The organism is Pseudomonas sp. IT-P100, from assembly GCF_949767185.1.
Lineage (GTDB): Bacteria > Pseudomonadota > Gammaproteobacteria > Pseudomonadales > Pseudomonadaceae > Aquipseudomonas > Aquipseudomonas fluorescens_B.
The window spans coordinates 17,921-37,110 of sequence record NZ_CATKQK010000009.1 but is presented as its reverse complement, the minus strand read 5'-3'; the positions used below and the strand labels follow the sequence as shown (position 1 = coordinate 37,110).

Sequence of the window (19,190 nt, the reverse complement as noted above, 5' to 3'; positions counted from 1 at the left end):
GGCTTGCAGGTGGCGGAATACGCAGCGTCACTAATCTCCAGCCGGTAATCCCATTCAGTTTGAACGACGATTGGAACCTGATTTCCAGATTTCCGGACAGATCCATAGTGGTTTTACTCTTTGGATGAAATGGACGTTCTTTCGTTTACTGAGTATCAGAATCGCCAGGTCATGTTGCCGGTCAGCGCTTGAATCCAGGCATTGTCGAACTGACCGGAAGTTCGAGTGCCTGACACGGATTTGGTCTGGTCCACCGGCATGTCGCCCAGCCAGACCATGACCCAGCTGAGATTGACATCGGTGTCCCTGTTCAGGGCATAGGTGGCTCCCGCGGCAATCCGCCAGGATTCGCCCATGGGCACGATTACGCTGCGTTTGCTGTCCGAGACTGCGCTACTGTCGTAGGCCACACCCACATTCCACAGCCACTGCTCGGCGGCTTGGTACTGCGCGCCCAGTGACAAGTGCCAGGTGTCCTTGAAACCGGCATCGACCGTTTTCGATTGCGTGCCGAGCGCGGTGGTATCGACCTGCACTCCGATATCGCCGAATTCCGACCAGTCCTGCCAGTTGGCTGAGGCCAGCAACGCCCATTGCTGGTCCAGTTGTTGGAAAAGGCTCAGGGTCAGGGTCTGCGGCACTGTCGTGTCGAGTTTGATATTGGTGTTGTTGACGCGCTCCAGCAGACGGCCGTCGCCTTGCACATCCAGCCGGTCTTCGAAGTTCAAGTCGACTTTGCTGGTATAGGTCAGGCCTATGCGCGTGCCGGCTTGCGGGGCGTAGATCACCCCGACGTTGGCGCCATAGCCCCAGGTGCCATCCTTGTATTTGTACTGACCGTCCGTGCGGTCGGTGAAACCGAAGGGGGACCGGTCGATAGCCGTTTGCGCCTGCAACATGCCGTACATGGCCTTGATGCCCACGCCCACCGACCATTGCTCGTTGAAGCGATACGCCACGCTGGGCACCAGGGACAAGCCGAGCAGGCTGGAGTTTTGCGCGAAGTAACGCCCGGACCAGTCGTTGTCGTAATTGACCGCCAGACCGAAATCGCCGTACTGGCCGAAACCGACACTCCAGTGATCGTCAAGCTCATGCGAGATGAAGAAGCTGCCGCCGGGAATCGGATCAAGGGCATTGCCACTTCTGCTGCCAGGGACATTGGTGTCGGAATCTCGATCGAAGGTCAGGTCGCCGTAAAGCACTTGCAAACCGCCGGTGATCTGCGTGCCTGGCAGGTAGCTCATGCCCGCCGGATTACTGGATATTGTCGAAGGGCCTTGGGCGCGGGCGGCGGCACCGGCGTTGGCGAGGCCGGCGTTATCGGTGCCGACTTCGTAGAGCATGATGCCGCCAGCCCACACTTGCTGACAGCAAAACGCAAGGAGCGTAAGGGCGGGCAAGGTGGTTGTTCTGGCGTGCATTAGTACCTCGGCAAGTATCTATTCTTGATAGAGCGTAGCTAATGTCTACCTGTCGATGGACTTATCAATAGTTACCCCCATGCCCCCTCTTAAGTTGAAGCGCCACGCTGATAGTCGTCGAAATGCCGATATTCGCCGCACGCATGACTGGCACGGATTATCCAAACCCGGCCCTCGCGCCGGGTTTGCCGTTTTCGTGTGGCAGCCGCCATCTGTCCGGATCTAAACCTGCGGGCCGGCAGAGGCCTGGTCGCGGGTTTTCCAAAGCGATAGCAGCACGCCGCCCAGCAGCAAAGCCAGGGTCACGCTCAGGGAAATGACCGCCGGAATCTTGCCGATGATGCCGACCATGAAGATCTTGCCGCCGATAAACACCAGCACCAGCGCCAGGGCGTACTTGAGATAGGCGAAGCGGTGAATCATCGCCGCCAGGGCGAAATACAACGCACGCAGGCCAAGGATGGCGAAGATGTTGGAGGTGTAGACGATGAAGGGGTCCTGGGTGATGGCAAAGATCGCCGGCACGCTGTCCACAGCGAAGACCAAATCGGCACACTCGATCAGCACCAGGGCCAGGAACAACGGCGTCGCCCAGACCACGGACTTGCCACTGGCATCCGCCTGGCGGACGAAGAAGCGCCCTTCATGCAAGCGATCGGTCACCCGCATGTGTTTGCGCAGGAACTTCACCAGCAGGTTATCGCTAAGGTTGGGCTGGGCATCGATCTTGCTGAACAGCATCTTTACCCCGGTCAACAGCAGGAAGATGCCGAACACATAGAGAATCCAACTGAACTCGGCGATCAGCGCCGCCCCCAGGCCAATCATGACAGCGCGCAGCACTATCACACCGAGAATGCCCCAGAACAGCACCTCGTGCTGATACTTACGCGGAATGGAGAGAAAGCTGAAGATCATCGCCATCAGGAATACGTTGTCCATCGACAGCGATTTCTCGATCAGAAAGCCGGTGTAGAAATCCATCCCGGCGTCACCGCCCTTGACCTGCCAGACCCAGAGGCCGAACAGCAAGCCAGCGGTGATATAGCCAGCAGACAGCAGCAGGCTTTCACGAACGCCGATTTCTCGATGCCCGCGGTGTAGCACCCCGAGGTCGAAGATCAACAGGCCGCTAACGATGCTGATAAAAGCGAGCCACAACCAAGTGGCGGTGCCGAGAAACTCGGCAAGAAAGAACGGTTCCAGGGCAGTCATGAGCCCCTCCTCCAAGTGTCGAAGTTGTACAAACTGCAACTCCGACATGGCAGCTATTCGCTGTCAGAGGGGCCCGGCGTTGTGGGAAAAAATCTAGAGAGACGCGTGGAATTTCTCAATCACGCAAGGGTTGCAAGTTATTTCAATGTGCGAGGCCCGTCAGTCCTAAAGTTTTCGCCCTCAATATGGAAGACCTTCGGTTCTCCCGAAAAATATTCCTCTATGCCCATCATGAACAGCCGATGGTCTTCACTCGCTTCGAAGCCCGGCGTGTGATCTTCGAGTGATCGCCACCTCACTATCAGGTTGAACATCTCGGGGCTTTCGATCCCTTGCGCAAGCAAGTGGCCGCCGTAACCTTCGGCGCGGCTGAGCAAAGGAGCGACCTCGGCGAATGCACGTCGGAACGGTTCAATCCGTTCTTTGTGAACGGGGAGCAGAGCGATTTCATAAATCATGGCGTACCTCTGAATGGACGTGAACGATTGAAAGTGCGCACTTACGAGATGAGCGATGGCTCGACAGCAATCGCGATTTTTCCTTGAATACCGTTGTTAAGACTTTCCAGCCGGGCATGTGCGAGGGGAATGTCGGCAAGCGAATAGACGGCGCCAACGTGTGGCCGTAGCTGACCGCGCGCTATCAATGCGCTCAACTCATCGAGCTTGCCGCGGTTTTGCCGGGTGAAAACGAAGTGATAACTCGCGTTTTTGCCCCAGGCTTGAACGACGTTTTGTGGCTGCGCAATGTCTACGATCGTGACGACGCGACCCAGTTGTGCGAGCACGTCGGGGCTGCGTGACAATGTGTTGCCGCCGATGGTGTCGAACACAACATCAACGCCGCGGCCACCCGTTTCCCGAATGACGGCATCAACATAATCTTCTTTTTCATAGTCGATGATCACATCGGCCCCCATGCTGCGTGCGAACTCAACGTTTGCTTCACGCACGGTCGTGAACACCCTTGCGCCAATGGCTTTCGCCAGCTGGATCGCGACATGACCGACACCTCCCGCGCCGCCGTGGACAAGAATGCTTTCCCCTACCCTGAGCGCCGCACGCACGACCAGTGCTTCCCACGCCGTTCCGCCAACCAGGGTCAGGCTTGCCGCCTCAAGATGGCTCAACGAGGGAGGCTTTTTCCCGACAATATTTTCGGCCGCGATGTGGTACTCGGCATAACTGCCTTGCCCTTCAAATATTTGCGGGGTGTACCAGACTTCGTCTCCTGGAGCGAAGGTCGTCACACCTGGCCCAACTGCTTCGATAACACCAGAGACGTCGTGCCCGGTAATGGCCGGCAGTGGCACCAGGTCGGGATAATCGCCACGTCGAACCTGGTAATCCAATGGATTGATGGAGGTTGCGTGCACCCGGACCAGGACCTGCCCTGTTTGCGGCACGGGCTTGGGCACGTCGCAGAGTTCGAACGATTCAGGACCGCCGAATGATTTAAGTATCATCGCTTTCATAGTAAATCCTCGCATCGACAAAATGGAATATCGAGATATCTCGATATCTTGCGGTAAAAAATTACAAATCTTTCCCGATGATCTCGGCAAGCGCGCTGATGGTTGCTTCATTGCGTTTGTAGTAGGTCCACTGACCGATGCGCCTGACTTCGACCAGGCCCACCCGTTGCAACGTGGCCAGATAACCGGACACCGTTGACTGCGACAGTCCGATCCCTTCTTGAATACTGCTGACGCAAACGCCGACCGTGAGAACGTCACCTTCGTCCTGCGGAGGGAAGTTCTTTGCGGGATCCTTCAAACCTTTCAGGATTTCAAGACGCGTCGGGTTTGAGAGGGCTTTGAATATTTCGATCAATTCCATGAGCCGAGGATATCGAGATTTATCGATATGTCAATGCGAGAGTTTAAAACAATCTCGAGTTTCGCATTGCCAACGGTTTCTCACGCTAGACCGAGTGACTGTTTATGGCTGTGGATTGATTTTTCATACAGGAGACACAGGCATTCGAGCCTGTTCAAAACCGTGTTTTGCTAAACACAAGCCTCTACAACTGCATCTCTGCAAGCGCTCTGCGCAACGGGGCATCTGAGATTTGTATCGGGCCGTGGAACGGAACATTCATGTCCAGTACAAGATAAACAGAGGCGGCTATGAGTAGCGCCGATACGGTGAACATGCCCACGACCATCGGGTTTCGCGGCGCCCGGTACCCCAAACTGGCGTAGATAAGTGTCATCCATGCCACCAGCATGCCGATCAGCGGGCCTGGGATGGCACCCTCTGATTGTTCAACGATCTTCCAGCGCTGTTCGATCAGAGAGTGATACTGCTGACGTATATCCACCATCATGGTCTCGTGAAAGCGGTCCACTGGTTTGATGGCGGTCAATGCCCCACCGATAGCGTCCAGATATTGGACCGCGAGACTTTTTTGGTGCTGTAGCGCCTGGTCACCCCGATAAGGATTGGCAATGGCCTCTTCGACATAAACCATCAGATGCCCCCGGGCCTTTTCTGCGGCGGTGCCATAGGCTCGGAATGATCGATCGAGAATAATCAGACTTGTTGCATAAGCATGCACATTGGAGTCGATGGCTTCGAATGTGTTTTTGGCCGAATTAATCATCAGGCCGAATACCAACGAAGTCATTACCACGAATATGTTCGCCACCAGACGAACCACGGCATTCGTGTCTTCGTCTTTGTGGCGCGCCGCCAGCTTTGGATACAGTTGCATCATCAGCAACGATGCTGCCAGCAAACAGGTGAAAATGGCTACCGCTACCCAGATAGAATCCATGTGTTGCCTTCGAAGTCAGCGATTTGCAAGAGTCTGGCGTCGAGCGATTGATAGCTTGATGCATCGAATCCTAGCCTATCTGCCATCGAATGGCATGGGTTGCTCAGTTCAAACGAAGTTACTTCGCCGCATTCCGGGGATCATCATGGCTATCAATATATTCGAGGCCCAGCGGACCCGTTCCGTAAACCTGTGAGATGTACTCTCCTGATTTAGCCCAGTGAAAATGTGGCGTATTGGCCGGCAGTATCACTACGCTACCCGGACCGTAAGCCACCAGTTTTGCCGGATCGAAAACTGTACCGAAGCCAATGTAGAACACACCGGACATCACCGTGTAGATACGATCTTCAGGATGGGTATGGGGCATTAATTTGGTGCCACTGGGCACTTTGACTCTCACCACATAGGGCGCTGGCTTGCTCGGGTCGCCGGCCAACACAGCCAGTTTCACTTCTTTCGGGAACGCTGGAAAGCTGCGCCACTCCACGTCTTCATTATGCAAAGCACCGACTTTATCGAGTGGCAATGATTGTGCCTGGGCGAATGGCATTGCTGCGCTGGCGACAAGAAGTGCAGCCAGACCAGCAGTTTTCATCATGTTCTGAATCATGAAAGACACCTTAATTACGCAGTAAACACATTGAGATCGTCACCTGCTCCGCTAGTACATCCGGTGAGCAAATCGTGGCGAGTCACTGTATTTGTCACTGGCAGCGCTGAGAAAGACGTTGCCGCGCATTACAGTTGATACGCAATGTAATCAATGTGCTGGCTCGTTCCGCTTGCCAGCGCTGCACTCCATCATCACGTTCACCAGAGGCAGGCCGTTCGCTCTATCAATGCCGTCGATGGTCACCATCACGTCAATGAAGTTCTCATAAAAAATCCGCGGCGTAACATTGGCTCCATACCAACCAACAACACCCCGGAGCACACGATCATGAAACGCCAAACCATCCTCAGAATCGCTTTCTCGGTTTTTGCAGTTAACGCTTTTGCCGCGACCTCGACTCACCCGGTTGTCGCTGAAGGCGGCTCGGATCGTCTGATTGAAAGTCGTGTGGCTGAAGGTGGTTCGGATCGTTTGATCGAGAATCGTGTGGCCGAAGGTGGCTCGGATCGTTTAATCGAGAACCGCGTCGCTGAAGGTGGTTCGGACCGTCTGATCGAAAAACGCGTCGCTGAAGGTGGCTCGGATCGTCTGATCGAAAACCGCGTTGCCGAAGGTGGCTCGGATCGTCTGATCGAAAAACGCGTCGCTGAAGGTGGCTCGGATCGTCTGATCGAAAACCGCGTTGCCGAAGGTGGCTCGGATCGCTTGATCGAGAATCGTGTGGCCGAAGGTGGCTCGGATCGTCTGATTGAGAACCGCGTTGCTGAAGGTGGCTCGGATCGTCTGATCGAAAGCCGCGCAGCATAAACAAATCGCGTCACCGCAATGCCCAAAAAGCCCGGCCTGATCAGCCGGGCTTTTTCGTGTTCATTGTCTCGATGCAGTCAGCGAACTCACCCTTGCCTGACGATATCAACCGAGATTTCCACCGCCGCAATGGTGCCTCTGTTCTCCAGCCAGTGCGTGGTGTTCCTGTCTTCGGGCCAGCCCACTCCCGGCCCATAGTCGGTGGCGACTCCGTCGCGGTGATCAGTGATCGTTCCTTGCAGTATGTAGACGGTGCCTGGTCTGTCCTTATGGTTGTGAATCGGCCCGAAGACGCCTCCAGGATCGATGGTCACCAAACGCATTCGAAGTTGGCGCCCTGCCATGCCCTCGATCTCGGGGCCGAGGTCGACCGTTGCCAGTAACTTCACCGCCACCCCTTTCGTTTCAGGGGCCACCTGTTCAATGCTCATCGCGCTCTTCTCTGTAAAGACAAGGGTCTGACTAGAAGTAAACACCCTTGAAGACGTGATCGGTTGGGAGGCGACAAAGGGTCAAATACGGACTCATGTGGCTAATGCCGGTCAGTCACGTGAAGTAAATAGCGAGCGGCCACACCTGTCTTTGAGGTACAACACACCCGATGAAATACTGACCGCCACGGAGCATGGAAGATATGTCAAACATCGTCGCATGGACCCTGTTCGCCCTGGGCGTCTTACACATCCCATTCGGTATCATCAAGTTCAAGACAGCATTCGCCGCCGCTGTAGGTGGCGGCTTCGTTGACCAGTTCAGAGCACACGAAGATCGGCGTGCTGCGCTCTGGTTTACCATGCTGGGGCCGCTTTTCATGCTCGCAGGGCAGGCAGCGGTTCACGCCGTGGCCGTGGGCGATCTCGCGCTGCTGAAAATGGTTGGCATCTATGTACTTTTGATCTCGATCATATGCGTCGTTGCGGTTCCAAAATCGGGGTTCTGGGCAACGCTGCTGATTTCTCCGCTGATCATTGCGGCCGGGTATGGCTTGTAAGGCTGACTGACGGTTCGAGTTGTTCACTTCGCTCGCTCAGCGCCCAGACAGACGACTGAAGAAACTCCGCTATCAGCGATGTAACCTGCTGTTGAATCACTTCACGCGCACGACCGTTGTCGCCATCCAGGCAAATGATGCCATCGCCCGGTACTTCTTCTTCGAGCATTGCCTGCGCGCCAGGCTTGCACATCGACAAGAAACTGAAATGGCTCGCGTCGCTGATTTCGACGTAACGGCTTGACGCTGGAGGCAGGCGTTTGGCCAGGTTGGCAGACTCCAGCTCAGCGGGTAGATCGTGCGACGGCACGCCGGCAGCGATCACCAGCGCGGGTACCGGCAGCGCGGCCAGGCTTTCATCGGTCAGGCCCCGTGAAAGGCCCAGGTCCAATGTCACCACGGCCGTGACGCGTTTATCACGCAAATCGGCGGCCAACGCGGCCTTCGATTCTGCGGTGCTTGCAGGGTTTATCTTTCCATAGACGGAGCAACTGGCTAACTGCGGGTGTGCTTTGCACTCCTGAGCGAAGCGGTCCGGGTCGAAACGAGCACCGGCAATCTCCAGGGCGGTCATGCCGCCGAGTGAATGGCCCGCTACTGCAATTTGGCCATTGGCGACCACGCCGAATTTTTCAGGTTGAGTCGTGACGCTATCAATGGCGCGGCGCACATCAATGGGCCGCTGCCATAACTGCGCCGCTGCTTGAGGGCTACGGTCATGAGTGGTGGTGCCAGGGTGATTGATCGCAGCGACGATGTAACCCCTGTGAGCCAGAGCACTGGCAAGCCAGATCTGGTTGCTCCAGTTTCCCCTGTACCCGTGGGAGAGCACGACCAAGGGATGCTTGCCGGCAGCGGGCGGCGCGTCACGAACGGCAGAAGCCCCGACAAACACCACATCATCGCCGATCAATTGCGTGGCGGCGGTCGTTGCACTGGGGTACCAGACGACCATCTCCAGTGAGCGGTCATTTTGCGGGTCCGGTAGTGTGGAAGACTGGAAGCCGATTGGGTTTTCGTCAGCGAGTGCGATAGTCGTCAGACAGGCCAAAAACAGGGCGCAGAAAGGTATTTTCAATGTCGATTCTTCCTTGATTAGACATGTGCATGGCCAACTGAACCCGCCGGTCGGCGCATTCCATCTTCGTACGGAGTCGAAGCTAACGAGGCTGCCTATGGGCACGACATTAAAGCCCACATTCGAACCGCCCGCTGAACGATTTAACCAACCTGCTGCATCGACCGGTTGAATCCACAGCCGATTGCCGTCTTCTGCAAAGGGACTAACGGCCTTGGGACCACTAGTGCTGCTTCTCGCGAGACGCAAAAAAAGAGTCTATTCAAACGTGAACCGGCCCAGCAGGAGGCATCACCTCAGGAAGGCAAATACCGCCTGACTCTCACCTCCAACACCTTGACCAGCCCAGGCTCCATGTACTGATAAACATCCGGTATGTCCAAACAAACGACACGCTTGTCCACCAGCTCCGCACCAAATCGAGCCACCAGTTTGTTGCGATGAATCGGCTCCATGACACATACCAGATCAGCCCACTGCAGCAGCTCCAGGCTGACTGGAACATACGCATCGTTACTGATACCTGCCGACGCAGTCTTCACGCCCGGCCAGTCAGCGAAATATCGTTCGGCCGTGGGGCTTCGCAGGCGGTTCTGGCTGCAGATGAAAAGCACGTTCAACATCGGATTAACTCCAAACAGTTAACGTGACCCGGGCTCAGCCAAGATCACCGATTGACTGCCGCGCTTCGCGTCCCCGCAAACGCACTCGTGCCCAGCCAACGCCACAGACATTCCGCATCCTTCACCGCGCCATCCACTCGCAACTCTCGCGACTGAAGCACTTCCCGCGGTGTGCGATCGCCCGACCACACTTCGGTCAATGCGCGCACGCTGGAATCCACGACCAGCGTCAGTTCACGGCCGGGGTCGTCGCGGCACAGGTCGGCCACACCCTCCTCGACCACCAGCCACCACGCTTGCTCGCCGGGCCGGGCGTCGCGGAATTTGAAGTGGATGACCACCGGTCGAGGTGGGAATGTTTCGATTCGCACGAACCGGCGCACGTCCCACATCAGCAGGCCCGCGTCGAGTTGGTCATCGTGCAGGCGACTGCCGATCCAGCGTGCGCCCCAATGACCCAGTGCCATGATGATGGGGCGCAGTTCCTCGCCCGCTTCGGTCAGGCTGTACTCCCAGACTTTGCCGGTGGCCGAGCGGTGTACGACGCCGATTTCTTCCAGGTGGCGCAGCCGCTGTGCCAGCAGGCTGGTGGACATTCGGGGTACGCCGCGGTGCAGTTCGTTGAAGCGCTTGCTGCCGCACAACAGCTCGCGCACGACCAAAGGTGTCCAGCGCTCGCACAGTGCTTCGGCACCGCGTGCGACCGTGCAGAACTGACCGTAGCTTTCGTCCATTGCCTGGCCCCCGCGACTGAAACGCTTCAGATTGTGAACTAGCCCCGTCACTCCGCCACGCGCACGCTCAAGCCTTCGAAGCCAAGTGCAAACGGAGAACGCCATGACCAAGGTAGCCATTATTCAGCGCCCGCCCGTGTTGCTCGACCGCGGCGCGACGATCGCCCGGGCCGTGCAATCGGTCGCCGAGGCGGCAGCGGCTGGAGCCTCGCTGATCGTTTTGCCCGAATCGTTCATTCCCGGTTACCCGTCGTGGATCTGGCGGCTGGCGGCGGGAAAGGACGGGGCCGTAGTGGGACAGTTGCACACGCGGCTGCTGGCCAACGCCGTCGATATCGCGAAAGGTGACCTGAACGAATTGTGCGAAGCCGCCAGGGTTCACGCCGTGACGATCGTGTGCGGCATCAATGAATGCGAACGGCAAACGGGTGGCGGCACACTCTATAACAGCGTAGTCGTTATCGGCGCGGACGGCGCAGTGCTCAACCGCCACCGCAAGCTGATGCCAACGAATCCCGAGCGCATGGTGCATGGCTTCGGTGATGCCTCCGGGTTGCGTACGGTGGACACACCGGTCGGCCGCGTGGGTGCGCTGATCTGCTGGGAAAACTATATGCCACTGGCGCGCTATTCACTGTATGCCCAAGGGGTGGAAATCTACGTCGCGCCCACGTACGACACGGGCGATGGCTGGATCAGCACGATGCGTCACATTGCGCTCGAAGGCCGCTGTTGGGTGCTCGGCAGCGGCACCGCGCTGCGCGGCAGCGACATCCCCGACGACTTCCCGGCGCGTGCGCAACTGTTTGCCGAGCCGGATGAATGGATCAACGACGGTGACTCGGTGGTGGTCAATCCGCAGGGCCGGATCGTCGCCGGTCCATTGCACCGCGAGGCCGGCATTTTGTATGCGGACATCGACGTCGCACTCGTGGCGCCAGCGCGGCGAGCGCTCGACGTTACCGGGCATTACGCGCGCCCTGACATTTTCGAATTGCAGGTGCGGCGCACGCCGGCGACGCCGGTGCGCTACATCGACGAATGAAGGCAAACCATTGATCAAGGAGTCACGCCATGAACATTGAACGCTCTTACAAGGGCAGTTGTTTTTGCGGCGCAGTCGAGTTCACCGTCAGCGGCGAGCCGGTCGGGATGGGTTATTGCCATTGCGAGTCGTGCCGGCATTGGTCAGCAGGGCCGGTCAATGCGTTCACGCTGTGGAAACCCGATGCGGTGCAAGTGACTCGCGGTGCTGACAACATCGGCACCTACAACAAGACGCCGCAGAGTTACCGCAAGTGGTGCAAGACCTGCGGCGGGCACATTTTCACTGAACACCCCGGGATGGGGCTGATCGATGTGTATGCCGCGGTGATCCCGGATCTCGCGTACTCGCCAGGCGTTCACGTGCACTATCAAGAGAGCGTGCTGCGTATCAAGGATGGATTGCCGAAGCTGAAGGATGTGCCCGAGGAACTGGGAGGGTCGGGCATCAGCGTGGATGAATAGCGCTGGCGAGGTAGCTAAACTTCATCAGGAGACTACTTCGCAACTGAATAATCAGGAGTAGAAAAATGAGCAAACAACCTCAACCTCGCAGCCGCTCCAATCCTCAGCCCAAATCCCGCCCGATCGTGCCGAACCTGCCCAGCAAAACCGGCAACAAGTCCGGAGGCTTGCGCGGCAACTATCCGCAGAAGAACCCATGATGACTTCAGGAGCGCGGCAGGCTCTGTAACCGGGTCTGTCGCACGTCCCCGCCACTGCAGCATTTCTTCCGCAGGGTCGGATAATCAGGCATCAGCGTGGGCCCAGAAAAATCACCCCACTCGCCATTCAGGCATTAATCAAACGCACCGTTGAGCACTTCGTAGATGAGCCCGGTTGCCAACGCGACCAGTATCAAGTCGGTGCCCGCTTGCTGCCATTCATATCCATCGTAATGCGGCAGCCTGCCAATCAACCGACCATCCAGCTTTTTCGCAATGCCGGGAGGAAGAGGTTTGCCTCGAGCGAGGTTCTTCTGAATGCCGGGAGGCAAGGCGGGGCCGGGACTCCAGTATTCCCTGTATCCGCCAACGATCCCGAGAATGCTTCCCCGATCGATGCTTGGGCCATGATTCCAATCGCCGCCACCGGCGTTTTTGCCTTTGCTTCCCTGGCCTCCCTGGTTGCCATGGGCCTGGCTGTTCTGCGGATTCCCTTTGCTGTTTCCCTGGCCCTTTCCATTACCGGGATCGGCCAATGCAGTCGCTGAGCCGCTGACCAGCGCAAGACATGTAACAGCGGCAATCAATCTCCGAAATCTGTGCATGAGTCGTTCCTTCAGAGTGGCGGGATATCTCTCTGAACTTTAGATGCTATTGACGTCGTAATGAAAAGCGATCATCAGCGAACTTCGGAATATCTGGAAACAGCCGATTGATTGTCAATCGGTGAATCGTCTGCTTGCATACCGTCCCTGATCAGCACGCACGTCAAGGAGACAATCGATGAAAACCATGGTGGTAGGCGCAAGCAAAGGTTTGGGCAGAGCGTTGATCGAGGGACTGGGTGAGGCAGGGGACACATTGATTGGTGTCTCCCGTACCCGCCCCGAACACCTGACACACAAGGCCGAGGTTCATGTGCGCTGGGTTGAAGCCAACCTGGGTGAATCCGCAACGGCTGCGCAGGTCATCGAGCAGGCAGTGGTCGATGACGGGTTGGATACGCTGATCTACAACCTGGGCATATGGGAAGAGTTTGCCTTTGATCCGGTGTACGACTTTCTGGCCGACCACGACGACCAGCTACAGGCCATCGTCAACTGCAACATCACCTCGACCATTCTGCTGATCAAACGATTGCTTCCGGTGCTGCTGAAAAGCGCCAACCCAAGGATCATCCTGACCGGATCGACTTCAGGCTTGCCACAGAGTGGACGACCGGAAGTCGCCTTCGGCGCTTCCAAGTTTGCCTTGCGCGGTATTGCCGATGCTCTGCGCGAGGGATATCGGGATCAGCGATTGGGGGTGACCTGCCTGAACCTGGGTTATCTGAATACCGAGGACCCGCTGAGCAAGCCGCGAGCGCTTGCCGAGCAGAGAGGCGAAGGCCATCTGATCCCCGTCCATGACGTCGTACACGTCGTACGCATGGCCTTGAGTCTGTCTTCGGCAAGCTTCGTCAAGGAACTCACCTTGCCTGCGATATTCGACGAGCGCTTCTGATTGGGGGCGACTCACCATAACCCCGACTGACGGCTTTGGATCGAATGTCGGGGCATACCTTTACCGCGTCACTTCAGCATTACTTGCCCTATTTCTGACATTGTTTCGCGGAGCTTTCGGCTCGAATGCCGCCAGTCGCCATTAAAGGTGCGAGTCCCTGTTGTCACAGGGCTTTTGGATAGAGGGAAGTTGAATCGCGAGTGATCGAAGCCCGCGGAGGCCGGATTGTGGGTGCCGTGCTGGATGATTGTCACTCCAGCAACGGCCGTTGACGGCTGCGGGCTTCGAGCACTCATACGGTGGTCTCAGTTGCTCTTGGGAGCATGTGGCTATTTATCTCCAGTTTGCTGTAGCACCTTTACGTCATCGTCAGCGAATTGCTCGGTTGTTACAGGCGCGTTGGGATGCATCGAGTGTGAACCATTTCTCCCGACTGCCTGGATATATGCAGATACGTCATCGTCAGCGAGTTGCTCGGCTGCTAAAGGCGCGTTGGGATGCATCGAGTGTGAACCATTTCTCCCGACTGCCTGGATGTATCCAGATGCGCTGTCGGCAGCGTCGTTGGAGTCTGCAAACGCTGTCAGGCAGGCTGTGGTTAGCAGCGCTAAGGTCATCGCGCTCAGTATGGTAGTGCTCATTGTCGTACGCCTCCGTTAGAGTCGCACCTCGAAGTTTGAACCCCTGAGCAAAAAGAGTGACCGTAGGTGACCGACGGCTTTGTTCACTGATGACTCAGGCCTCGTCAGGGGCTTTTCGACGGATTAGTTTCAATCAGGTATGCGGGAGACTTCCCTCCTGAGATGAGCGTACTCCGCACGCCCGATCATGGTCGCGAAGGGCTGCAACCCAAAGCGGACTTTGGCGAAAGGCAGCTCTTGGGTCGGGAACTGCCCTTCGATCAGCTGAATCCCCAGCCAAAAGCGGTCGTTCACCCTGAGGCGACCACCGGCCAAGGCAGTTATTGGAAAATTTCGGCGCGACCGACATGCTTAAGAAGTTCTTCTAAGCGCTACGCGACAAGCTCGACATAGCTCGACTCCCCACCGCCAGTCGCGCCCGACAACCACCCCCATACGAAATTCAGAGTGGTACGTCCTGCTTGATCAACACCTACCGTGCCACGCGACCAGCCGGCAAGCATCTCGCCCTCCGTAGTCAAGCACTGAAAAAGAAGCTCAATCGTATCGGGGCCCGTCACGCGCCCGACTTGATGCCCCATGCGAATCCGGCCGCCTTGGTAAGTGCCCGAAATGGCATCCTCCTCGACATGGTAAAGAAATACAGTGCCTGCACCGGATAGCCCTTGGGCGTTGTCCGCTACCGTAAAACGGCGCTTGTTCAAACGCTCGTTGATCTGAGCAAACGGGTTTTCCATAAATGTCGCATCCTTTAGTCGAGAGGTTCCATTCCAGCCTTCGATTATCCTAAGTCATTTCGGCAGGCTGCCACCGGCAAAAGCAGACGCTCGTCGTCACTGGTCGCGCATCACTCGGGCGACTTTTCATGAACACCATCGAATTCTGAAGGTGCGATAGTTACCATGGACCTCAATTCGAAAGGAGGCATGCAATGGATCTGAAGTTCAGCCACATCGATGTACTGGTCGAGAATCTCGAAGAAGCCTGTGATTACTACGCACAGATACTGAAAGCCAGGATCTCCAAAACGCTCGTCTGGGAAAGAGGTGGCTTGCATGTACGCTACGCGATTGCGCTGATCGGTCAGGAGCGTTTCATGTTGGTACAGCCACTGGCGGGGAATCTACGGGAGCTGTTGGACGCCTCGGGCGAGGGAATGATTTATCGCCATTGCTACTCGACACCCGACATCGAAAAGACCTATGACGAATTGATGGCGGCGGGTGTTCAACCGGAAGACGAAAACGGAAAGCCATTGGCCCGTGCGAACCTGCAATCCCCGTCCGGGACACGCATCATCTGGTTGCCCAAGCGCTTCGGTCACTTCTCTATCGAGATCCTGGAAGCCAAGGCGCTGGAAGCATTTGTCGAGGCTGCATTTGCCTGAGCACGTTCAAACTCGTTGTCGTGCCCAGACCGGCCAGCTCACCCGGCAATGCTATCCAAACCACCCGCTCAGCAACCCTGCGCCCAACGCGACCAATGCCGTATTGAGGCAGACCAGCGCGAAGCCAAACCTTACCAGTTCGCCCTCTTCCGTCGCCTGGGTTTTGGCAAGACCCAGGATCAGCATGACGATCGACAGCGAGCCCAGTGCGGCATGCCCTGCCGCGCTGTTCTGTACCGCTGCCAGCAACAGCCGAGAGTGTTCGGGCAACATCGCGATGGCCGGCATGAAGATCGCGTTGCCGCCCACGTTCGACCCCGTCATGTAGCCTGACAACGCACCAAAGAGGGCCACCAGCGACGTCGCGGCGGTGGGCGACAAGCCCGCCAGCAGTTGCATCAAGCCCGCGAGGAAGCCGGCCTTCACCATCATCTGCGACATCGCGAGAAAGAAAAAAATGGTCAGCAATGGCCGCCTCGCACGCGCCGCCAAGGCAGCAGGCACACTGATGTCGGACGCTGTCTGGCGTGGTGTGTTGCGCGTGTAAAAACCTAACCCGATCAGCACCAGAACCAGCGCCAGGCCGGGTGATGCCAGTGGCTTCCAGGTGACTTGGGCACCTTGTACGATCCAGCTGTCCTGCCAAGAGGTGATCGTCCACACCATCTTCAACGCGACGATGTAGACAATCAGCAACAGATACGGCCAGGCCTGACGCGGCCATTGCACTGAACCGCGCTCACTATCGCTGCGACGCAAGCGCCAAAGCCCGGCCGATAGAACGGCAACGGCCGTCACCAGGCCCGCGGCAACACCGGCCACTTCCGGCCCCAACCACCGACTGGCACTGTAAAGCACACCTACAAACAGCAGCCAGAAAACGCCCAGCGCCTTCCACTCCCGCGACTCACGAACGCCTGCCAGATAGAGCGCTATCGCACTGAGGGCGAAAAAAACCGGTGCGCTGGTGAGTGCCGAGGTCGACGCCAGCGCGGCGGCGTCCAGGTGAGCCAGCGAGGCGCCTATGACCGAAGCCAGGCCCAGCGTTCCCCACGGCATGATTGCCATGCCGGCGAGCGCTATGCGCAGCGCGACCCGGCGCTCGAAGAGGCTGAGCAACAGGGGCACCGTTGCGATCAATGACACGCCGAAGCCGGTCATCGCTTCCAGTAACGGTGCCAGCCCGAGAACGATGAACGCCACTTGATCGCCGCGTCGCAAACCCAGTGACCGCACCCATTGGCTCAGCGCCAGGTTGACGCCCAGGCGCTCGATAAAAATCACGAAGGCCAGACCCGGCACGATCACGAAGGCCGTGCTGGCAAACAGCACAGCGGTATCTTGAACGGCAGCCACCATACTGCTCGGCTGCCACGCTTCGGCAACGCCGGCGAGCCAGAGCACCACGACGAGTAGAGTGCCGGCGATGGCGGCATGAACCGGCGGCCGGCGCAGCACGACGAGCATGGCTGTCACCAACAGGACAGGGGAAAGATGAAACAGTGCGAGCATGCCAATTATCCTGTGTGAATTCCCGATCAAGGCGGCGAGAGCCGTCTGCAGGCAAGATAATATTTCTCGCAGCTAGATAAAGGGCCGCAGTTTTCTGGTAGTTTTCGAGAAATTTTCTCGCGAGCCTGACATGGCAAAAATCGACGCAGCCTCTGAACCACTGGATAAATTCGACCGTGCCATCCTGGACCTCGTCCAGCGCGACAACACCACACCGCTGCGCCTGATGGCCGAGCAGGTCAATCTCTCCACGGCTGCCGTGCAGCGCCGCATCAAGCGGATGGAAGAAAGGGGTGTCATCACGGGCAATGTCGCCATCGTCGATCCCACCGCCGTAGGACGGCCGATCACGATCATTGTGGAGGTGATGGCCGAGCGCACGAGCATCGAGGCACTGGAGGCGATGAAGGCACACTTCGCGGTGCCCGAAGTTCAGCAGTGCTACTACGTCACCGGCGAAGTGGATTTCGTCCTGGTGTTAACCGTTGCCAGCATGCAGGAATACCAGGCGTTGGCGCGGCGATTGTTTGCCGAGAATGCCAACGTGACCTGGTTCAAGACCATCGTGGCGCTGGACCGTGTGAAAGTCGGGCTTGAGGTACCCAGCGTGCCGAGGTAATCGTTCCCTGAAGCTTTCAGTTGTCAGACCGATTGAAAACAACCTGGTACCCGGAAGTCGACGAAGGACCGTGCGTGAGCCGCTTACCGGCCCTGCCCTTTGCTTCCATTGATCTGTTTGATGCATTAATGAATGCCAACAATGCACTTATCATATCGATCCCCCTACTCCACCATTCGCCCTAATAAGATCCGTGCGCCGCGTCCAGGCAGCGCACGTCATAAAAGCGGTGGAGTACAGGTCAATGACAACATCAAACCCTTCCGGGCGTTCACGCGCCAGTGCGATTTTTCGAGTTACCTCGGGTAACTTCCTCGAACAGTTCGATTTCTTCCTTTTCGGCTTTTACGCTACGCAGATTGCGGCTGTGTTCTTCCCGGCCAGCAGTGAGTTTGCCTCCCTGATGATGACCTTCGCGGTGTTTGGCGCGGGTTTCCTGATGCGTCCGTTGGGTGCGGTGGTACTCGGTGCTTACATCGACGATGTGGGTCGGCGCAAAGGCTTGATCGTGACGCTGTCGATTATGGCCAGCGGCACGATTCTCATTGTGTTGGTGCCCGGTTACGAAACCATCGGGTTATTTGCACCCGCCCTCGTGCTGATCGGTCGCTTGCTGCAAGGCTTCTCGGCCGGTGCGGAAATGGGGGGTGTCTCGGTGTACCTCTCGGAGATCGCCACTCCGGGCAACAAAGGCTTCTTCACCAGTTGGCAGTCGGCCAGCCAGCAAGTGGCGATTATCGTCGCGGCGGCTTTGGGCTACGGGTTGAATCAGTGGATGGCGCCCGCAATGATTGCCGATTGGGGCTGGCGGATTCCGTTTTTCCTCGGTTGCATGATCGTGCCGTTCATTTTTTTCCTGCGCCGTAACCTCGAAGAAACCAAGGAATTCGAAGCGCGCAAGCATCGGCCGAGTATGGGCGATGTGTTCCGCACTCTGGCGCAGAACTGGGTCATCGTGTTCGCCGGGATGATGATGGTCGCCCTCACCACCACGGCTTTTTACCTGATCACCGTGTACGCGCCAACCTTCGGCAAAACCGTGCTGCACCTGAGTACGTCCGATGCGTTATTGGTGACCTTGCTGGTTGGTGTTTCGAACTTCTTCTGGTTACCCATTGGCGGCGCGTTGTCTGACCGGATCGGTCGGCGTCCAGTGCTGATCGCCATGGCACTGTTAACCCTCGCCACTGCGTATCCAGCGCTGACTTACCTGGTCAACGCGCCCAGCTTCGTCAACATGCTGTTGGTCTTGCTGTGGTTGTCGTTCATTTACGGTTTGTACAACGGCGCGATGATTGCCGCGCTCACGGAAATCATGCCGGTCGAAGTTCGGGTCGCCGGTTTCTCCCTGGCTTACAGCCTGGCTACGGCGGTGTTTGGCGGCTTCACCCCGGCGATGTCGACTTTCCTGATTCAGTACACCGGCGACAAGGCCGCACCTGGTTACTGGATGAGTTTCGCCGCGCTGTGCGCCCTGTGCGCCACGTTATATCTCTATCGCCGCTCCACTTACCGCCTCCAATCAGCGATGTCTTGAACCTGCACTTTCGAGA

23 protein-coding genes are annotated in these 19,190 nt (G+C 57.4%); 9 read left to right on the top strand and 14 right to left on the bottom strand.

All coding sequences use genetic code 11. From position 1 onward, the window contains the following. Positions 1–155: 155 nt before the first annotated feature. The 7 genes from ACM6IQ_RS07055 to ACM6IQ_RS07025 all read right to left on the bottom strand — a co-directional run bounded on the left by ACM6IQ_RS07055 (position 156) and on the right by ACM6IQ_RS07025 (position 6,030). The gene (locus ACM6IQ_RS07055; RefSeq protein ID WP_414878363.1) at positions 156–1,424 is read right to left on the bottom strand and encodes an OmpP1/FadL family transporter; all 1,269 of its coding nucleotides are present in this window, start codon (positions 1,422–1,424) and stop codon (positions 156–158) included. Positions 1,425–1,646: 222 nt separating this feature from the next. Next, positions 1,647–2,639, bottom strand: a complete 993-nt coding sequence (locus ACM6IQ_RS07050; RefSeq protein WP_414878362.1) for a TerC family protein — start codon at positions 2,637–2,639, stop codon at positions 1,647–1,649. A gap of 137 nt (positions 2,640–2,776) precedes the next feature. Continuing rightward, entirely contained in the window at positions 2,777–3,097 is a 321-nt protein-coding gene (locus ACM6IQ_RS07045; protein WP_414878361.1) for an antibiotic biosynthesis monooxygenase family protein, read from the bottom strand. A 41-nt stretch (positions 3,098–3,138) separates the two neighbouring features. Further along, the gene (locus tag ACM6IQ_RS07040) at positions 3,139–4,113 is read right to left on the bottom strand and encodes a zinc-dependent alcohol dehydrogenase family protein (protein ID WP_414878360.1); all 975 of its coding nucleotides are present in this window, start codon (positions 4,111–4,113) and stop codon (positions 3,139–3,141) included. Between the two features lie 61 nt (positions 4,114–4,174). Next, positions 4,175–4,477: an ArsR/SmtB family transcription factor gene (locus tag ACM6IQ_RS07035; protein ID WP_017338400.1), complete on the bottom strand. Its 303-nt coding sequence runs from the start codon at positions 4,475–4,477 to the stop codon at positions 4,175–4,177. Positions 4,478–4,661: 184 nt separating this feature from the next. After that, complete coding sequence (locus tag ACM6IQ_RS07030; protein WP_017338399.1) at positions 4,662–5,417, bottom strand: DUF4239 domain-containing protein; 756 nt, start codon at positions 5,415–5,417, stop codon at positions 4,662–4,664. A 118-nt stretch (positions 5,418–5,535) separates the two neighbouring features. Further along, positions 5,536–6,030, bottom strand: a complete 495-nt coding sequence (locus tag ACM6IQ_RS07025) for a cupin domain-containing protein (protein ID WP_017338398.1) — start codon at positions 6,028–6,030, stop codon at positions 5,536–5,538. A 330-nt stretch (positions 6,031–6,360) separates the two neighbouring features. On the opposite strand from ACM6IQ_RS07025, the gene ACM6IQ_RS07020 reads away from it, so the two are divergent. After that, a complete protein-coding gene (locus ACM6IQ_RS07020) occupies positions 6,361–6,840 on the top strand; it encodes a phage infection protein (protein ID WP_414878359.1) in 480 nt (159 codons plus the stop codon). Positions 6,841–6,926: 86 nt separating this feature from the next. Here the strand turns inward: ACM6IQ_RS07020 and ACM6IQ_RS07015 are convergent, their stop codons facing one another. After that, a complete protein-coding gene (locus tag ACM6IQ_RS07015) occupies positions 6,927–7,271 on the bottom strand; it encodes a cupin domain-containing protein (RefSeq protein ID WP_017338397.1) in 345 nt (114 codons plus the stop codon). A gap of 203 nt (positions 7,272–7,474) precedes the next feature. On the opposite strand from ACM6IQ_RS07015, the gene ACM6IQ_RS07010 reads away from it, so the two are divergent. After that, on the top strand, positions 7,475–7,831 hold the full coding sequence (locus ACM6IQ_RS07010) for a DUF6463 family protein (RefSeq protein WP_414878358.1): 357 nt from the start codon (positions 7,475–7,477) through the stop codon (positions 7,829–7,831). On the opposite strand, the gene ACM6IQ_RS07005 is transcribed toward ACM6IQ_RS07010, so the two are convergent. The 3 genes from ACM6IQ_RS07005 to ACM6IQ_RS06995 all read right to left on the bottom strand — a co-directional run bounded on the left by ACM6IQ_RS07005 (position 7,806) and on the right by ACM6IQ_RS06995 (position 10,266). After that, positions 7,806–8,909 (bottom strand): alpha/beta hydrolase family protein, encoded by a 1,104-nt coding sequence (locus tag ACM6IQ_RS07005; protein ID WP_414878407.1) that lies wholly within the window; start codon positions 8,907–8,909, stop codon positions 7,806–7,808. The genes ACM6IQ_RS07010 and ACM6IQ_RS07005 overlap by 26 nt on opposite strands. A 296-nt stretch (positions 8,910–9,205) precedes the next feature. Further along, complete coding sequence (locus ACM6IQ_RS07000) at positions 9,206–9,532, bottom strand: low molecular weight protein tyrosine phosphatase family protein (protein ID WP_414878357.1); 327 nt, start codon at positions 9,530–9,532, stop codon at positions 9,206–9,208. Between the two features lie 44 nt (positions 9,533–9,576). After that, entirely contained in the window at positions 9,577–10,266 is a 690-nt protein-coding gene (locus ACM6IQ_RS06995) for a winged helix-turn-helix transcriptional regulator (RefSeq protein WP_017338394.1), read from the bottom strand. A gap of 103 nt (positions 10,267–10,369) precedes the next feature. Here ACM6IQ_RS06995 and ACM6IQ_RS06990 point away from each other — a divergent pair, with 103 nt between their 5' ends. From ACM6IQ_RS06990 to ACM6IQ_RS06980, 3 genes are all read left to right on the top strand, one after another. Further along, entirely contained in the window at positions 10,370–11,311 is a 942-nt protein-coding gene (locus ACM6IQ_RS06990; protein WP_414878356.1) for a carbon-nitrogen hydrolase family protein, read from the top strand. Between the two features lie 29 nt (positions 11,312–11,340). Next, on the top strand, positions 11,341–11,775 hold the full coding sequence (locus tag ACM6IQ_RS06985; protein WP_414878355.1) for a GFA family protein: 435 nt from the start codon (positions 11,341–11,343) through the stop codon (positions 11,773–11,775). Positions 11,776–11,840: 65 nt separating this feature from the next. Then, positions 11,841–11,975, top strand: a complete 135-nt coding sequence (locus ACM6IQ_RS06980; protein WP_414878354.1) for a hypothetical protein — start codon at positions 11,841–11,843, stop codon at positions 11,973–11,975. Positions 11,976–12,109: 134 nt separating this feature from the next. On the opposite strand, the gene ACM6IQ_RS06975 is transcribed toward ACM6IQ_RS06980, so the two are convergent. After that, complete coding sequence (locus ACM6IQ_RS06975; RefSeq protein WP_414878353.1) at positions 12,110–12,580, bottom strand: anti-virulence regulator CigR family protein; 471 nt, start codon at positions 12,578–12,580, stop codon at positions 12,110–12,112. Between the two features lie 178 nt (positions 12,581–12,758). On the opposite strand from ACM6IQ_RS06975, the gene ACM6IQ_RS06970 reads away from it, so the two are divergent. Further along, positions 12,759–13,478: an SDR family oxidoreductase gene (locus ACM6IQ_RS06970; protein WP_414878352.1), complete on the top strand. Its 720-nt coding sequence runs from the start codon at positions 12,759–12,761 to the stop codon at positions 13,476–13,478. Positions 13,479–14,490: 1,012 nt separating this feature from the next. On the opposite strand, the gene ACM6IQ_RS06965 is transcribed toward ACM6IQ_RS06970, so the two are convergent. Beyond that, entirely contained in the window at positions 14,491–14,856 is a 366-nt protein-coding gene (locus ACM6IQ_RS06965) for a hypothetical protein (RefSeq protein WP_414878351.1), read from the bottom strand. Between the two features lie 194 nt (positions 14,857–15,050). On the opposite strand from ACM6IQ_RS06965, the gene ACM6IQ_RS06960 reads away from it, so the two are divergent. Next, positions 15,051–15,506, top strand: coding sequence for a VOC family protein (locus ACM6IQ_RS06960; RefSeq protein ID WP_414878350.1), 456 nt, complete (start codon positions 15,051–15,053; stop codon positions 15,504–15,506). Positions 15,507–15,557: 51 nt separating this feature from the next. Here ACM6IQ_RS06960 and ACM6IQ_RS06955 read toward each other — a convergent pair whose 3' ends face one another. Continuing rightward, complete coding sequence (locus ACM6IQ_RS06955) at positions 15,558–17,018, bottom strand: transporter (RefSeq protein ID WP_414878349.1); 1,461 nt, start codon at positions 17,016–17,018, stop codon at positions 15,558–15,560. 130 nt (positions 17,019–17,148) lie between these two features. On the opposite strand from ACM6IQ_RS06955, the gene ACM6IQ_RS06950 reads away from it, so the two are divergent. Both ACM6IQ_RS06950 and ACM6IQ_RS06945 read left to right on the top strand, forming a co-directional pair. After that, on the top strand, positions 17,149–17,637 hold the full coding sequence (locus ACM6IQ_RS06950) for an Lrp/AsnC family transcriptional regulator (protein WP_414878348.1): 489 nt from the start codon (positions 17,149–17,151) through the stop codon (positions 17,635–17,637). A 244-nt stretch (positions 17,638–17,881) separates the two neighbouring features. Continuing rightward, the gene (locus tag ACM6IQ_RS06945; RefSeq protein ID WP_017338385.1) at positions 17,882–19,174 is read left to right on the top strand and encodes an MFS transporter; all 1,293 of its coding nucleotides are present in this window, start codon (positions 17,882–17,884) and stop codon (positions 19,172–19,174) included. Positions 19,175–19,190 lie beyond the last annotated feature (16 nt).

What these genes read in the sequence shown, in the direction of transcription:
- ACM6IQ_RS07055 (WP_414878363.1), bottom strand. Translation starts at nt 1,424, where the DNA reads ATGCACGCCAGAACAACCACCTTGCCCGCCCTTACGCTCCTTGCGTTT.
- ACM6IQ_RS07050 (WP_414878362.1), bottom strand. Translation starts at nt 2,639, where the DNA reads ATGACTGCCCTGGAACCGTTCTTTCTTGCCGAGTTTCTCGGCACCGCC.
- ACM6IQ_RS07045 (WP_414878361.1), bottom strand. Translation starts at nt 3,097, where the DNA reads ATGATTTATGAAATCGCTCTGCTCCCCGTTCACAAAGAACGGATTGAA.
- ACM6IQ_RS07040 (WP_414878360.1), bottom strand. Translation starts at nt 4,113, where the DNA reads ATGAAAGCGATGATACTTAAATCATTCGGCGGTCCTGAATCGTTCGAA.
- ACM6IQ_RS07035 (WP_017338400.1), bottom strand. Translation starts at nt 4,477, where the DNA reads ATGGAATTGATCGAAATATTCAAAGCCCTCTCAAACCCGACGCGTCTT.
- ACM6IQ_RS07030 (WP_017338399.1), bottom strand. Translation starts at nt 5,417, where the DNA reads ATGGATTCTATCTGGGTAGCGGTAGCCATTTTCACCTGTTTGCTGGCA.
- ACM6IQ_RS07025 (WP_017338398.1), bottom strand. Translation starts at nt 6,030, where the DNA reads ATGATTCAGAACATGATGAAAACTGCTGGTCTGGCTGCACTTCTTGTC.
- ACM6IQ_RS07020 (WP_414878359.1), top strand. Translation starts at nt 6,361, where the DNA reads ATGAAACGCCAAACCATCCTCAGAATCGCTTTCTCGGTTTTTGCAGTT.
- ACM6IQ_RS07015 (WP_017338397.1), bottom strand. Translation starts at nt 7,271, where the DNA reads ATGAGCATTGAACAGGTGGCCCCTGAAACGAAAGGGGTGGCGGTGAAG.
- ACM6IQ_RS07010 (WP_414878358.1), top strand. Translation starts at nt 7,475, where the DNA reads ATGTCAAACATCGTCGCATGGACCCTGTTCGCCCTGGGCGTCTTACAC.
- ACM6IQ_RS07000 (WP_414878357.1), bottom strand. Translation starts at nt 9,532, where the DNA reads ATGTTGAACGTGCTTTTCATCTGCAGCCAGAACCGCCTGCGAAGCCCC.
- ACM6IQ_RS06995 (WP_017338394.1), bottom strand. Translation starts at nt 10,266, where the DNA reads ATGGACGAAAGCTACGGTCAGTTCTGCACGGTCGCACGCGGTGCCGAA.
- ACM6IQ_RS06990 (WP_414878356.1), top strand. Translation starts at nt 10,370, where the DNA reads ATGACCAAGGTAGCCATTATTCAGCGCCCGCCCGTGTTGCTCGACCGC.
- ACM6IQ_RS06985 (WP_414878355.1), top strand. Translation starts at nt 11,341, where the DNA reads ATGAACATTGAACGCTCTTACAAGGGCAGTTGTTTTTGCGGCGCAGTC.
- ACM6IQ_RS06980 (WP_414878354.1), top strand. Translation starts at nt 11,841, where the DNA reads ATGAGCAAACAACCTCAACCTCGCAGCCGCTCCAATCCTCAGCCCAAA.
- ACM6IQ_RS06975 (WP_414878353.1), bottom strand. Translation starts at nt 12,580, where the DNA reads ATGCACAGATTTCGGAGATTGATTGCCGCTGTTACATGTCTTGCGCTG.
- ACM6IQ_RS06970 (WP_414878352.1), top strand. Translation starts at nt 12,759, where the DNA reads ATGAAAACCATGGTGGTAGGCGCAAGCAAAGGTTTGGGCAGAGCGTTG.
- ACM6IQ_RS06965 (WP_414878351.1), bottom strand. Translation starts at nt 14,856, where the DNA reads ATGGAAAACCCGTTTGCTCAGATCAACGAGCGTTTGAACAAGCGCCGT.
- ACM6IQ_RS06960 (WP_414878350.1), top strand. Translation starts at nt 15,051, where the DNA reads ATGGATCTGAAGTTCAGCCACATCGATGTACTGGTCGAGAATCTCGAA.
- ACM6IQ_RS06955 (WP_414878349.1), bottom strand. Translation starts at nt 17,018, where the DNA reads ATGCTCGCACTGTTTCATCTTTCCCCTGTCCTGTTGGTGACAGCCATG.
- ACM6IQ_RS06950 (WP_414878348.1), top strand. Translation starts at nt 17,149, where the DNA reads ATGGCAAAAATCGACGCAGCCTCTGAACCACTGGATAAATTCGACCGT.
- ACM6IQ_RS06945 (WP_017338385.1), top strand. Translation starts at nt 17,882, where the DNA reads ATGACAACATCAAACCCTTCCGGGCGTTCACGCGCCAGTGCGATTTTT.